General features: G+C 72.9%; 15 protein-coding genes. 10 read left to right on the top strand and 5 right to left on the bottom strand.

Features of this window, described 5'->3' with window-relative positions; genetic code table 11:
• Position 1 precedes the first annotated feature (1 nt).
• The 4 genes from ABD714_RS10520 to ABD714_RS10505 all read left to right on the top strand — a co-directional run bounded on the left by ABD714_RS10520 (position 2) and on the right by ABD714_RS10505 (position 4,203).
• Complete coding sequence (locus tag ABD714_RS10520) at positions 2–1,369, top strand: lactate racemase domain-containing protein (RefSeq protein ID WP_344812288.1); 1,368 nt, start codon at positions 2–4, stop codon at positions 1,367–1,369.
• Entirely contained in the window at positions 1,366–2,169 is an 804-nt protein-coding gene (locus tag ABD714_RS10515) for an alpha/beta hydrolase (RefSeq protein WP_344812287.1), read from the top strand. Before ABD714_RS10520 ends, ABD714_RS10515 begins: the two co-directional genes overlap by 4 nt.
• Positions 2,166–3,563 (top strand): MFS transporter, encoded by a 1,398-nt coding sequence (locus ABD714_RS10510; RefSeq protein ID WP_344812286.1) that lies wholly within the window; start codon positions 2,166–2,168, stop codon positions 3,561–3,563. The genes ABD714_RS10515 and ABD714_RS10510 overlap by 4 nt, the downstream gene beginning before the upstream one ends.
• Positions 3,564–3,624: 61 nt before the next feature.
• Complete coding sequence (locus ABD714_RS10505) at positions 3,625–4,203, top strand: TetR/AcrR family transcriptional regulator (RefSeq protein ID WP_344812285.1); 579 nt, start codon at positions 3,625–3,627, stop codon at positions 4,201–4,203.
• Between the two features lie 26 nt (positions 4,204–4,229).
• On the opposite strand, the gene ABD714_RS10500 is transcribed toward ABD714_RS10505, so the two are convergent.
• Together ABD714_RS10500 and ABD714_RS10495 are read right to left on the bottom strand one after the other, a co-directional pair.
• The gene (locus tag ABD714_RS10500) at positions 4,230–4,724 is read right to left on the bottom strand and encodes an AAA family ATPase (protein ID WP_344812284.1); all 495 of its coding nucleotides are present in this window, start codon (positions 4,722–4,724) and stop codon (positions 4,230–4,232) included.
• 46 nt (positions 4,725–4,770) lie between these two features.
• Entirely contained in the window at positions 4,771–5,757 is a 987-nt protein-coding gene (locus ABD714_RS10495) for a Gfo/Idh/MocA family protein (protein ID WP_344812283.1), read from the bottom strand.
• Between the two features lie 130 nt (positions 5,758–5,887).
• Here ABD714_RS10495 and larE point away from each other — a divergent pair, with 130 nt between their 5' ends.
• The 6 genes from larE to ABD714_RS10465 all read left to right on the top strand — a co-directional run bounded on the left by larE (position 5,888) and on the right by ABD714_RS10465 (position 11,434).
• Entirely contained in the window at positions 5,888–6,742 is an 855-nt protein-coding gene (gene larE, locus ABD714_RS10490) for an ATP-dependent sacrificial sulfur transferase LarE (RefSeq protein WP_344812282.1), read from the top strand.
• Positions 6,735–7,430: a nickel pincer cofactor biosynthesis protein LarB gene (gene larB, locus ABD714_RS10485; RefSeq protein WP_344812281.1), complete on the top strand. Its 696-nt coding sequence runs from the start codon at positions 6,735–6,737 to the stop codon at positions 7,428–7,430. Before larE ends, larB begins: the two co-directional genes overlap by 8 nt.
• Complete coding sequence (gene larC / locus ABD714_RS10480) at positions 7,427–8,668, top strand: nickel pincer cofactor biosynthesis protein LarC (protein WP_344812280.1); 1,242 nt, start codon at positions 7,427–7,429, stop codon at positions 8,666–8,668. Before larB ends, larC begins: the two co-directional genes overlap by 4 nt.
• A 92-nt stretch (positions 8,669–8,760) precedes the next feature.
• Positions 8,761–9,033: a hypothetical protein gene (locus tag ABD714_RS10475; RefSeq protein WP_344812279.1), complete on the top strand. Its 273-nt coding sequence runs from the start codon at positions 8,761–8,763 to the stop codon at positions 9,031–9,033.
• Between the two features lie 101 nt (positions 9,034–9,134).
• A complete protein-coding gene (locus ABD714_RS10470; RefSeq protein WP_344812278.1) occupies positions 9,135–9,785 on the top strand; it encodes a TM7S3/TM198-like domain-containing protein in 651 nt (216 codons plus the stop codon).
• 98 nt (positions 9,786–9,883) lie between these two features.
• A complete protein-coding gene (locus ABD714_RS10465) occupies positions 9,884–11,434 on the top strand; it encodes a glycoside hydrolase family 31 protein (RefSeq protein ID WP_344812277.1) in 1,551 nt (516 codons plus the stop codon).
• A gap of 27 nt (positions 11,435–11,461) precedes the next feature.
• On the opposite strand, the gene ABD714_RS10460 is transcribed toward ABD714_RS10465, so the two are convergent.
• From ABD714_RS10460 to ABD714_RS10450, 3 genes are all read right to left on the bottom strand, one after another.
• Positions 11,462–12,274: a hypothetical protein gene (locus ABD714_RS10460; RefSeq protein ID WP_344812276.1), complete on the bottom strand. Its 813-nt coding sequence runs from the start codon at positions 12,272–12,274 to the stop codon at positions 11,462–11,464.
• Between the two features lie 39 nt (positions 12,275–12,313).
• Positions 12,314–13,165: a hypothetical protein gene (locus tag ABD714_RS10455; RefSeq protein ID WP_344812275.1), complete on the bottom strand. Its 852-nt coding sequence runs from the start codon at positions 13,163–13,165 to the stop codon at positions 12,314–12,316.
• A 147-nt stretch (positions 13,166–13,312) separates the two neighbouring features.
• The coding region (locus ABD714_RS10450) for a TOBE domain-containing protein (RefSeq protein WP_344812274.1) at positions 13,313–13,844 on the bottom strand (532 nt) is incomplete at its 5' end.

The raw sequence follows: 13,844 nt of genomic DNA, 5'->3' as shown, positions 1-13,844 counted from the left end.
GATGAGCGACGAGGCGTACGGCACCGAACCCGGCGATCCCCACCGGGCCCGCACGATCGGCGGCGTCGGCGCGCAGCTGAGCGAGGCGGAGGTGGCGGCGTTCGTCGAGCAGTCCCTCGCCGGCGCGGACCTGGACGACAAGCGGATCTGTCTGGTGGTGCCCGATCGGACCCGCACCTGCCCGCTGCCGCTGATCCTCGGGGCCGTGCACCGGGCCCTGGCCGGCCGGGCCAAGGAGGTGACGGTGCTGATCGCGCTGGGCACCCACCAGGCGATGTCCGAGGAGGCCCTCGGGTCCCACCTCGGCTACCCGGTCGGCGAGCTGGAGCAGACCTATCCCGGCTGGGAGGTGGTCAACCACGAGTCCTGGCTGCCGGAGACCTTCAGCACCCTGGGCGTGATCGGCCGGGAGCGGATGGGCGAGCTCACCGGGGGGCTGATGACCGACCTCGAGGTCACCGTCCGGATCAACCGCCGGGTGGCCGAGGCCGACGTGGCCATCGTGGTCGGGCCGGTCTTCCCGCACGAGGTGGTCGGCTTCTCCGGCGGCAACAAGTACTTCTTCCCCGGGGTCTCCGGCCCCGAGCTGATCGACGTGTCGCACTGGGTCGGCGCCCTGATCACCAGCGCGGAGATGATCGGCACCCGCGGCGTGACCCCGGTGCGGGCGCTGGTCAACGAGGCCGCCTCGTTGATCCCGGCCGACCGGCTGGCGCTCTGCCTGGTCGTGCAGTCCGGCTCCGACGTCCTGCACGCAGCGGCCTTCGGCACCCCGGAGGACGCGTGGGCGGCGTGCGCGGCGGTCTCCGCCGAGACCCACGTCAGCTACCTCGACCGGTCCTACCGGCGGGTGCTGTCGATCATGCCCACCAAGTACGAGGACATCTGGACCGCGGCCAAGGGCTTCTACAAGCTGGAGCCGATCGTGGCCGACGGCGGCGAGGTGATCATCTACGCCCCGCACATCACCCAGATCTCGGTGATGCACCCGCAGATCAGCGAGATCGGCTACCACAACCGCGACTACTTCCTGGGGCAGTGGGACCGGTTCGCGGACCGTCCCTGGGGCGATCTCGCCCACTCCACCCACCTGCGCGGGCAGGGCACCTGGGACACCGAGCACGGCGAGCGCAACCGGGTGGCGGTCACGCTGGCCACCGGGATCCCGCGGGCGGACGTGGAGGCGGTCAACCTCGGCTACCTCGATCCGGCCGAGGTCGACGTCACGGCGTACGAGGCCGACCCGGACACCTTCGTCGAGCCGCACGCCGGCGAGGTCCTCTACCGGTTGCGCGCGGGCGCCGGGGCGGCCGGCGGCGCCGGCGAGGCCGACGGTCGCGAGGTCGGTTTCGAGGGGAGTGACGGGTGACCCCATCGGATCGCCTGGACGCCTCCCCGGCTCATCGTCCGGACCCCTCCCCGGCTCACCGCCTTGACGCCTACCCCGCGGACGCCGAAGGTCCGCGGCCGGCCGTGCTGGTGCTGCCCGGAGGTGGCTACGGCACGCTGGCCGACCACGAGGGGCACGACTACGCCCAGTGGCTCAGCGGTCTCGGCCTGCACGCGTTCGTGCTGCACTACCCGGTGGCCCCCGCCCGGCACCCCGCGCCGGTGACCGCCGCGGCCTGGGCGCTCGACCACGTGCGCCACGGTGATCACGGCCTCGCGGTGGACCCGGCGGCGGTGGGCGTCATCGGCTCCTCGGCCGGGGGCCACCTGGCCGGCAGCCTGTGCGTCGGGCTCGCCGGACCGGAGACCCCGCGACCCGCCTTCGCGATCTTGTGCTACCCGGTGGTCTCCTTCCTCGACGAGGCGCACGAGGGGTCGGCGCAGAACCTGCTCGGCCCGGACCCGGGTGCGGACGCGCGGGCCGCGCTGTCGCTGGAGCGCCTGGTCGACGACCGGGTCCCGCCCACGTTCCTGTGGTCCACCGCCGACGACGAGGCGGTGCCGGTGGGCAACACCCTCCGCTACGCCAAGGCGCTCACCGAGCGCGGCGTGCCGACCGAGCTGCTGGTGCTGCCGCACGGCCGCCACGGTCTGGGGCTCGCTCCCGAGGACCCCGCGGTCGCCGGCTGGAGTCGGCTGTGCGCGGAGTGGCTGCAGCGCGGCGGCTGGACCGGCCCCGGTCAGGACCGGACCGAACCGCCCGAGGGCACGCCTGCGTGACCTCCCGATCGCGGCTCAACCGGCCGCTCGCCCTGCTGGTCGCGGGCACCTTCTTCATGGAGATCCTGGACGGCACCATCCTGTCCACCGCGGCCCCGGCCATCGCCACCGACCTGGGGGTGGCCCCGGTCGACGTCAACACCGCCATCACGGGCTATCTGATCGCCCTGGCTGCGGGCATCCCGGTGAGCGGCTGGCTGACCGAGCGCTTCGGCGGGCGTCGGATCCTGGCCGTGGCCATCGCGGTGTTCACCCTCGCCTCGATCGCCTGCGCGGTGGCCCCGAGCCTGCCCGTGCTGGTGGCCATGAGGATCGTGCAGGGGTTCGGCGGTGCCCTGATGGTGCCGGTCGGTCGGCTGGTGGTGCTGCGGGAGACCAGCAAGGCCGACATGCTCGATGCGATCGCCTACCTCACCTGGCCGGCGCTGCTGGCCCCGGTGATCGCCCCGACGCTGGGCGGCTGGATCGTCACCGTGGCCAGCTGGCACTGGATCTTCCTGATCAACGTCCCGCTCGGGGTGGCGGCGTTCGTGATCACGCTCCGGGTGGTGCCGACCACCCGGGCCGACGACCAGCCACCGTTGGACTGGTGGGGTTTCCTGCTGTGCGCCGGCAGCCTGGCCTCGTTCATGATCGTCATCGAGCTGCTCCAGCCCCAGGGCGGTCTGGACACCGGCGCCGTGCTGACCGCCGCCCTGACCGCCACCGTCGTGATCATGCTGACCGGCTGGTGGCTGCGCCGCGCTCGGCACCCGATCCTGCGCTTCGACGCCCTGCGGGTGCACACCTTCGCGGTGAGCAACCTCGGTGGGGGTCTCTACCGGCTGGTGATCAGCGCCGTCCCGTTCCTGGTGCCGTTGCTGCTCCAGGTCGGCTTCGGCTTCTCCCCGGTGCTGTCGGGGACGATGCTGCTGCTGCTGTTCCTGGGCAACGTGGCGATCAAGCCGGCCACCAGCCCGTTGATCCGCCGGTTCGGCTTCCGGAGGGTGCTGATCGGCAGCGTCTCCGCGGGCGCGGTGATCATCGCGGCGCTCGGTCTGGTCGGACCCGGCACGTCGCTGGTCGTCCTCGGCGGTCTGCTGCTGCTCAGCGGCGTGTTCCGCTCCATCGGCTTCAGCGCCTACAACTCCCTGCAGTTCGCCGACATCGAGGGCACCGGCATGGCCGGGGCCAACACCCTGTCCGCCACGCTGCAGCAGCTGGCCGGGGGGCTCGGGGTGGCGGTCGGTGCCCTGCTGCTGCGGACCGGGGAGCATCTCGTGCCCGGCGGCGACACGGGCGGCGCCGCCTACGCGTACGCGTTCGGTGGGCTGGCGCTGATCATGGTCGTGCCGCTGGTCCAGGCCTGGCGGCTGCCCCCCACCTCCGGGGCCGAGCTGGCCGCACGCCGATGACGCCCGGCACCCGCCGAACCGTTAGTTGAACCGTAGGTACACAACGATCTACCCTCATACGGTGGGCAGACCCAAGGAGTTCGATCCGGACACCGCCGTGACGCAGGCGATGAACGTGTTCTGGGAACGGGGCTACGCCGACACCACCCCCCAGGGACTGTCGGAGGCGCTGGGGATCGGCAAGGGCAGTCTCTACCACGCCTTCGGCGGCAAGCGTCAGCTCTACGACCTCGCCCTGCAGCGCTATCTGGACGGCCAGCACGCCGTGGTCTCCTCCTGGCTGGAGAGCTCGGGGCCGGTCAAGGACCGCTTGCGGGCGGCGCTGCTCTTCCCGCTCGAGACCGATCTCGCCGGGCTCGAGCACCGGGGTTGCCTGGCCATCAACAGCGCGGTGGAGTTCGGCGCCGCCGACGCCGAGGTGGCCACAGCGATCCGGAGCCTGCTCGACCACACCCAGCAGGTCCTCGCGACCCTCGTCCGGGAGGGGCAGCGGACGGGCGAGCTCCGGTCCACCCCGGAGAGCGACGCCGTGGCCGGGCTGCTGATGACCAGCATCGTCGGTCTCCGCGCCCTGGCCCGGGTGGAGGACGGTGCCGGGCGGATGCGAGCCGTCGTCGACGCCACGATCGACCTGCTCTGACCCGCTTGCTGACGCAGGGGGCGGCGTCAGGACCAGACCCGGCGGACCGCCTCGACCTGCGCCGCGTGGTCCAGGCCGTCCACGTCGATCACGTGGTCGTAGAGAGCCCGGTCGTCCGGCTGACTGCTGTGCAGCAGCACGAACTCGTCGTCGGTCAGGTGGACCGGACGTCGGGTGGCCCGACGCCGGGCCTCGGTGAGCGAGACCTGCAGGTGGACGATCAGCACGCCGGGAACGCCGGCCCGGTAGCGGGCCGCCGTGTCCGGCGTGAGCACGTCAGCGATCACCACGTCGATGCCCGCGGCGGCGAACCGGCGAGCGAGATCGCCGGCGTTCTCGACCCCGATCAGCTGTTGGTCGGCTCCGGCCACGCCCTGCCAGGGCGCTGCGTGGCCGGACACGACGAGCTGCCGGATGTCGTCGACGTCGACCACCGCGGCGAGCGGGAGGCCGGCCGCCAGCGCCCGGGCCGTCGTGCTCTTGCCCGCGGCCGGCGGACCGGTCAGCAGCAGGGGTCTCACGACCTCACCTCCGCAGCGCGAACCATGCCGACGGCTGTCCCCGCCCTCAGCGACTCAGGGCGTAGACCTGCTCGATGATCTGCAACGCCTTGATGCCCTCCGCCGGGTCGATCCAGAACGGCTTGCCGGCCGTCGCCTGGGCGTGGAAGTCCGCGATCAGCAGCTCGTGGGACACCCCCCAGTAGGAGCGTCCACCCGACTCGGCCCGGCGTTCGGGCACCACGTCGACCCGCCCGTCGGCCCAGCTGACCGTCAGGTCACCCCGGAGCGAGAGCTGTGCGTTCTCGGCAGCGATCTCGATGCCGACGGGGAAGTCGACGGCCGCGGTGTTGGTGGCGAAGCAGACCGAGCGGACGCCGCCCGGGTGGTCGAGGACCAGCTGGGCGGAGTCCTCGACGTCGATCACGTCGCCCAGCACGTAGGTGCCGGCGCGGCCCCCGACGGCGGTCACGTCGCCGAGGAACCACTGCAGCAGGTCGATGGTGTGGATGGCCTGGTTGATCAAGGTGCCGCCGCCGCTGCGGGCCCGCTGCCCGCGCCACGGCCGAGCCTCGTAGTAGGCGGGACTGCGGTGCCAGGCCACCGTGGCGAAAGCCCCGTGCACGGTCCCCAGCTCGCCGGAGGCCAGCAGCTCGCGGATCGCCACGGACGTCGCGTTGTAGCGGTTCTGGAAGCAGATCCCGACAGTGGCCTCCGGGTGCTCGGCCGACCACCGCACCAGCCGCTCGGCCTCGGCCACGGTCGCCGCCACCGGTTTCTCCGACAGCACCGCCACCCCGGCCTCCAGGCAGGCGATCGCCGGGTCGACGTGCTGGTCGTGAGGGGTGCTGATCTGGACGACGTCGGGGTGTTCGCTCTCGATCATGGCCAGCGGGTCGGTGAAGCCGGGCACGCCGTACGTCTCCCCCACCGACCGGGCCACCCCGGGGTCGAGGTCGCAGACGGCGACGAGCTCGCTGCCCTCGATCCGACGGATCGCCTCCAGGTGCACGACGGACACGTCCCCGCACCCGATCACCGCTGCCCTGACCATCCGCCACCTCCATCGCTCCGACTGCCTCTTCGGTGCTGACTCTCGCAGCCGGGGCCAACCCGGACAACGACGTTGCCAGAGGTTGTCACGTCGGCCCGCCCCCTCCCCGGCGGCGGTTAGGGTGACAGACGTGACCGATCTCGCCGCCCCCGCCACGCCGCTGACCGAGGCCGTCCGGAGCGTCGCGGCCGACCTCGCCGGAGTGCACCGACTCGGGGTCGCCTTCTCCGGCGGCGTCGACTCCTCCGTGCTGCTCGCCCTCGCCGTCCGCGTCCTCGGGGCTGACCAGGTGGTCGCGGTGCTCGGGGTCTCGCCCAGCCTGGCCGCGAGCGAGCGCCGGGGCGCCCACGCCGTGGCCGGTCAGATCGGGGCGGAGGTGGTGGAGATCGAGACCGCCGAGGGCGACCGCGCCGCCTACCGGGCCAACGGCCCGGACCGCTGCTTCCACTGCAAGGACGAGCTGTTCGCCACCATCGACGCCGGCGTCGCCCGCTCCCTGCGCCTGGACGCGATCGCGTACGGGGAGAACGCCGACGACGTCCGCCGGACGGACCGTCCGGGCGCCCGGGCGGCGACCGAGCACGACGTACGCCGACCGCTGGCCGCGGCCGGGCTGACCAAGGCCGACGTCCGGACCATCGCCCGCGAGCTGGGCCTGGACGTGGCCGACAAGCCCGCCTCCCCCTGCCTGGCCTCGCGGATCCCGCACTTCGAGGAGGTCACGCCGGAGAAGCTGGCCCAGATCGACCGGGCGGAGGAGGCCCTGCGCGACCTCGGTCTGGGCGATCTCCGGGTGCGCCACCACGGGGACATCGCCCGGCTCGAGCTGACCGTCGACGACCTGGTCCGGATCGCGGTGGACCCGTTGCGCAGCGACGTCCTCCGGGCCGTCCGCGGCGCCGGCTTCCGTTACGTCACGCTCGACCTGGCCGGGATGCAGTCGGGCGCCTTCACCCTGCCCCTGGTCGCGGTCCACCATGGCTGACCGCCCCGACGTCGTCGAGACCGGCGGAACGGCCGGGGGGCTCGACCAGATCGCCCAGCTCGACCTCGACCGCCTGGACCGGCGCGGCTACCCCGAGGCCGTGTTCTGCGAGGGCAAGACCGCCGACCAGGTCGGACGGATCGCCACCGCCCTGGCCGACCAGCGGCAGGTCTCCCTGTTCACCCGGGTGCGGGAGGAGCACGTGCAGGCCATCCACGCCGTGCTGCCCGACGCCGCGTACGACGCCACCGCCCGCATCGTCGCCTGGCCCCCCACGCCGCCCGAGCCGACCGGCGGGCCGGTGCTGGTGCTGGCCGCCGGCACCTCCGACCTGCCGGTGGCCCAGGAGGCCCTGCTGACCGCCCGCTACCTCGGCCGGCACGCCGAGCTGGTCGTCGACGTCGGCGTGGCCGGACTCCACCGGATCCTCGCGCAGGTGCCTCGACTGCGGGCGGCCTCGGCGATCGTGGTGGCCGCCGGCATGGACGGTGCGCTGCCGAGTGTGGTCGCAGGCCTGGTGGCCGCGCCCGTGGTCGCCGTCCCGACCTCGGTCGGCTACGGGGCCGCCTTCGAGGGGCTGGCCGCCCTGCTCACCATGTTGAACGCCTGCGCACCGGGGGTCGCCGTGGTCAACATCGACAACGGCTACGGCGCGGGGCACCTGGCCGCCCAGATCGCGGCGCCGTGACCGGACCCAGCTCGGGTCGGCACGCCTGGATCGACGCCTCGGCCGGCATCGCCGGCGACATGCTGCTCGGCGCCCTGGTCGACGCCGGCGCCGACCTCGCGGTGGTGCAGGCGGCGGTGGACGCGGTCGTGCCGGGCTCGGTCCGGCTGGACGCCGCCGAGGTCACCCGCGCCGGCCAGCGCGCCACCAAGATCGCCGTCGAGGTGATCACCGAGGACCTGCCGCACCGCCGGTGGGCGACCATCCGCGACCGGCTGGTCGAGGCCCCGATCAGCACCCCGGTCCGCGACCGGGCCCTGGCCACGTTCGCCCGGCTGGCCGAGGCGGAGGCCACCGCCCACGGCATCGCCGTCGACGACGTCCACTTCCACGAGGTGGGCGCCCTGGACTCGATCGCCGACGTGGTGGGCGTGTCGGCGGCGCTGGCGGATCTCGGGGTGACCACGCTCAGTGCGGGCGTGGTCGCCGTCGGTTCGGGTCGGACCCGCGCCGCGCACGGCGATCTCCCGGTCCCGGTGCCGGCGGTCGTCCGGCTGTCGGTCGGCTGGCGGGTGCAGGCCGGTGGGACCGGCGAGCTCACCACCCCGACCGGGATGGCCCTGGTGGCCACCCTGGCGGAGCGCTGCGAGGACCTGCCGGCGATGACGGTGCAGGCGTCCGGGGCCGGCGCGGGCACCAAGGACTTCCCCGGGCGGCCCAACGTCACCCGGGTGCTGCTGGGCGAGCTGGCCACCAGCACCGGCGCGGCGACCGAGGGCCAGACCATGATCATCCTGGAGGCCGGGGTGGACGACCTCGACCCGCGGCTGTGGCCCGGTGTCCTCGACCGCCTGCTGCGCGCCGGTGCCGCCGACGCGTGGCTGGTGCCCATCGTGATGAAGAAGGGGCGGCCCGCCCACGTGCTCACGGTGCTGACCCAGCCCGGGCTCGCCACCCGGCTGCGGCAGATGATGATCGATCACACCAGCACCCTCGGCGTCCGTCAGCACGAGGTGACCCGGTCCGCGCTCGCCCGGGGCTGGGCCTCGGTCGACGTCGACGAGCACCCCGTACGGATCAAGATCGGCCACGACGCGACCGGCATCCGACAGCTCAACCCCGAGTTCGACGACGTGAGTCGGGTGGCCGCCGCGACGGGACGGCCCGAACGGGAGGTGCTGGAACAGGCCCGCGCCGCCGCTCGTCGAGACGGACTGGAGCTCGGTGGCGCCGCCCCGGGGGACCTCACCGGCAGCTGAGCCTGTCCCTCGGCGGTAGACCCGACCCCACCGCTGATCTTGGTATCGTGGGGTTCTCGGGCCGCCTCGGGGACGACGAAGGTGTGTCTTTCATGGAGAACTCCACCCACCCGCTCGCGCGGGACCCAGGAGCCGTCCGGCTGCTGGAGCACAACCTGCTGGACATCGAGGAGGCGCTCGGCGCCGACTCGTTCACCCTGGACGCCGACGAGGTGACCTTCCGGCGTCGCGCGCGCGGCACCCGACCGCAGGTCACCTGGCAGGGACGGATCGGTGACTGGCTGGTCCAGGACGGCAACGCGCACTGGCGCATCGCCAGCGACCAGCCCACCACCCTCGAGCACCGGGTGCACGAACCGAGCTGATCTTCAGCACTCCCTCAGCCGTCGACCGCGGCGGTCCTTGGCCGGACTCGTCAGAATGGAGGACGGCGGACGGTTCGTCGGCCGCCGACGAGGAGGCAGACGTGGACACGATCGTGGTGGGGATCATCGCCGTGCTGATCGGGGCACTGCTGTGCTTCCGCGGCTACGTCACGATGAGGTTGATCATCAGCCTGTTCGGCGCGTTCGTGGGCTTCCTGCTCGGAGCCGGTCTGGTGGCCGGCGCCACCGACAGCGGGTTCGGGCAGCTGGCCCTGAGCTGGATCGTCGGTCTCGTCGGGGCAGTGGTCTTCGGCGTGCTGGCCTACCTCTCCTACCAGGTCGCGGTGGTGATCGGGATGGCCGCCATCGGCTTCACCATCGGCACCTCGGTGATGGCCGCGACCGGGGCCGGCTCACCGACGGCCACCGTCGTCGTCGGCCTCGTGGTCGGCGCCCTGCTGGCCGTGATCGCCGTCGTCACCGACCTCCCCGCGGTCCTCCTGGTCGTGCTCACCGCTCTGGCCGGCGCCAGCGTCACGGTGACCGGGGTGATGCTGGTGATCGGCACCCTCGGCCTCGACCGCCTCACGACCGAGAGCGTGAACGCCGAGATGGGTCGCGGTGGGTGGTGGTACGTCCTGAACGGGGCCCTGGCCCTGCTCGGCATCATCGCCCAGCTGCGCGCCCGGGGCCCGCGCACCATGCGCCAGCAGTGGGGGTCGGCCACCCCGACCCGCGCGGTCGCCCGCTGAGGCGTCGATCCGCCGCCGCTCGCCGAGCGGCCAGACCGGGCCCCGTCGTCCGGTCGAGGATTTCCCGGCACCCGCCGGGCTGTAGCAGACTCCGGCGGGTGACTGCCGCGCCGCTGACCTCGCTGCACCTGGACCTGCGACCCGGGGAGCGCTGGTGGGGTGGAGCGGTGGCAGACGGCCAGGTCATGCCGTTCGGCGACCGCCCCCACCGGCGCGATCTGGCCACCAACGCGGGCCTGCTCGAGCACCCCGGCGACGGCGCCAACCAGTCAGCGCCGGTGCTCGTCTCCAGCGCCGGCCGCTACCTGTGGTCCGAGCACCCGTTCACCTTCGCCTTCGACGGTGCCGGGGGTCTCGACGTGGCCGGGACCGACGTCGTCCAGGGCGCGTCCGGTGACTCGCTCGCGACGGCCCACCGGGCCGTGTCCGGTCGCTACTTCCCTGCCTGCGGGACGTTCCCGGCCGAGCAGATGTTCACCGCCCCGCAGTACAACACCTGGATGGAGATGCCGCACCGGCCGACCCAGGACCGCGTGCTCGCCTACGCCCGCGGCATCCTCGACGCCGGCTTCCCGCCCGGTCTGCTGATGATCGACGACCGCTGGTCCCGCGACTACGGCGCCTGGCAGTTCGACGGCGTCCAGTTCCCCGACCCGCAGGCCATGATCGACCGGCTGCACGACTGGGGCTTCCCGGTGATGCTGTGGCTGGTGCCCTTCCTCAGCCCGGACGGGGACAGCTTCCGGGACGCCGTACGCGCGGGCTGGTTGATCACCGGCGACGACGGTGAGCCGATCATCCGGCGCTGGTGGAACGGCTACAGCGCGGTGCCGGACCTGACCGATCCCGCGGCCGTTGACTGGCTGCGCGGGGAGCTGCGGGCGCTGCAGGACCTGGGGGTCGACGGCTTCAAGCTCGACGCCGGCGATCTCCGGGACCACCGGCCGGAGGATCGCACCCGGGCGATGAACGGCCCCGTCGGGCAGTGCGAGGCCTGGGCCGGCCTGGCCGCCGAGTACGCCTTCAACGAGCTGCGAGCCTGCTGGAAGATGGGCGGTCGACCGCTGGCCCAGCGGCTGCACGACAAGCCGTGCCGGTGGGGTGCGGGCGGCCTCGGCTCCCTCATCCCCGAGTCCATCGCGCAGGGCCTCGTCGGGGCCGTGTTCAACTGCCCGGACATGATCGGCGGTGGTGACGTCGCGTACGTGCGGGAGGACGCCGAGGTCGACCAGGAGCTGTTCGTCCGCTTCGCCCAGTGCTCGGCGCTGTTCCCCATGATGCAGTTCTCGATGGCGCCCTGGCGGGTGCTGGACGACGAGCACCTCGCGGCGGTCCGCGCGACGGTCGACCTGCGGCAGTCGTTGCTGCCCGAGATCATGGCCCTGGTCCGGCACGCCGCCGAGAGCGGTGAGCCGATCCTGCGACCCCTGGCCTACCACCACCGCGGCTACGACACCGTCCACGATCAGTTCCTGCTCGGCGAGGACCTGTTGGTGGCGCCGGTGCTGGAGCCCGGCGCCCGTACGCGCACGGTGCAGGTGCCGCCAGGGCGTTGGGTCGACGCGGACGGCGGCGAGATCACCGGGCCGGCCGAGACGGAGGTCGCGGTGACGCTGACGTCGCTGCCGTGGTGGCGCCGCGTCGGCTGACCGTCCGCGGGGGGTGAGAGGGCTCGGTCAGACCCAGAGCCAGCCGCGGGTCAGGACCAGGTTGATCACCACGAGCACGGCCAGCAGCGCGTAGCCGGCCCTCGGGTGCGTCGGCACCTGCGGAGGGTCCGCGGCCGCGACCCGCCCACTGCGGAACATCATGGACATCGGCGCGTACACCCCCACCGCGACGGCGCCGGCCATCACGGCCACGACGTCTCCCGCGCCGACCGGAGGGCTCGCGACCACGTACAGACCCATCAGCAGCACCAGCCCGATCGTGCCGTAGAGCCACGGCCAGACCGAGATCGCCCGACGGTCGGTGATCGAGGAGCTCAGCTCGATGACGGGGTCGGCGAAGAGCCGGGCGGTGAGGAACAGCCCGCCGACGCCGAACGCCGTCGCCGCGAAGAACATCCAGGTCGGCAGACCCCAGAGGGTGAAGGCACGGGCGGTGTCCCCGGCCGGCACCAGGCCGGCGATCATGAAGTACCCGAAACCCTCCTGCAGGCTGGCGAACACCGTCCACAGCCAGACCAACCGCCAGTACGGTCGCGCCCGGAGGGGTCGGACCACGCGGTCGATCCCGTAGAGCAGCAGGCCGCTGACGATGCTGAACAGGGGTCCGGCGATCGCGGTCAGGGCGGCCGCCCCGGCGGGCGGCTCGGGTGTGTAGCCGACCGCGAACGGCAGCTGGGTCGGGCCGTAGCCCTGCAGGGCGCCGGCGACGGCGTGACTGGTCTCGTGCAGCAGGATCATGATCGTCGCCCCGGTCACGAAGGCGACCACGCCGTTCCGGATGAGGGTGCCACGCCCGGACCCGACGACCGCATCATTCATGGCATCAGTGTCGCAGACCGTGAACCGATCTGAACCCGATCAGGTGGATCCACCCGCAGGCGTCGACGGAGGTCCAGCGCCGTCGAGCACCGACGCCACGTACGCCTCCGCCGCCGCGCCCACCCCGCCCCGTACGGCGGCGAGCGCCGCCACGAGGCGCGGGACGGGCCAGGCGTCCGGCAGCAGCTCGGTCGGCAGCTGCGGGATGCCCACGAAGAAGTGGTACGCCGGCAGAGCCAGCTCCACGTAGCGCCGCAGCTCGTCCGGACCGGGTGCGGACACCGCATCGGACGCCACGACCATCCGGGCGACCAGCTCCTCGGTCGAGGCGGCCACCTCGGGCAGCCGCCAGGCCTCCCCTGCCGCCCGCCGGGCGTCGTCCGGGGTCAGGCGCAGAGTCACCGGATAGAGCGTGATCACCTCGGGGAGCGTGGCCACCACGTCGGTCAGCATCGCCCACCCGTCCCAGGCGGAGATCATCAGGCCCGGCCGCAGCGGGGCGTAGCCGGCCAGCCGGGCGGCGTGGCGCAACCGGTCCCGGTGGGACCGCAGGTGCTCGGGCACGCCGTAGAGCAGACCGTGGAAGTCCCCCGCCCACGGAGTCGCCGCAGGCGCAGGCTGCAGATCGGGGTTGCCGACGGCGCGGGCCCGCAGGAAGGCCTCCCCCACCAGCCCGGCCAGCTCGTAGTCGGTGGTGCGTCCACGGCGGTGGGTGGTCACGGCGCCGTCCCCGCGGAGCCGGGCCAGCACGCTGCGGGCCGCGCTCTCGGAGGCCCCGACGTCGACCAGCAGCCGCATCAGCACGGTGCCCGGCAGCCGCGAGCGCATCGCCACCCCGAACAGGAACGGGACCACGGAGACCAGCCGTGGGCTGCGGTCATCGTCCGGCACGGTGCGGCTCCATCCGCGCGGCGGACCGCCGGTCGACCGAGGCCGGTTCAGCTCGCGTCCGGACACGACGACCCACTCTCGTCCGGGAACGACGAAGGGGTCCTTCGTGGCCCCCTTTGGTCACGAAGAACCCCTCGTCGTCAGGACCTACCGGGCGTAGCTCTCCGACAGCCGACGACCGTCGGTCTGGGAGAACACGTGCACGTGCTCCGGATCGATGCGCAGGCGGATGGTCGAGCCGCGCTCGGGCGGGTTCCGCGACGAGATGCGGGCGGTGATCTGCTGAGCGGTCAGCTTGTCCTCGTCAGCGAGACCGGCCACGGTGCCGTACACGAAGGCGTCCGCGCCGAGCTCCTCGACGACGGCGACGTCGATGCCGATGCCGTCGTTGCCCTCACCGAGGGAGAAGTTCTCCGGCCGGATGCCGAGCACGAGCCGCTTCTCGTTCGAGGCCTTGGCCAGCACTGCGCGCGGCACGTTCACGACGTAGTCGCCGATGTGGATGCCGTCCTCGGCGACGTCGCCCTCCATCAGGTTCATGGCGGGCGAGCCGATGAAGCCGGCCACGAACAAGTTGCGCGGGCTGTCGTACAGGTTGAGCGGGGTGTCGCACTGCTGCAGGACGCCGTCCTTCATCACCGCGACCCGGTCGCCCATGGTCATGGCCTCGACCTGGTCG

Origin of the sequence: Microlunatus aurantiacus (assembly GCF_039536605.1) — a bacterium.
GTDB lineage: Bacteria > Actinomycetota > Actinomycetes > Propionibacteriales > Propionibacteriaceae > Microlunatus > Microlunatus aurantiacus.
This window is presented reverse-complemented; position numbering and strand designations above follow the sequence as displayed.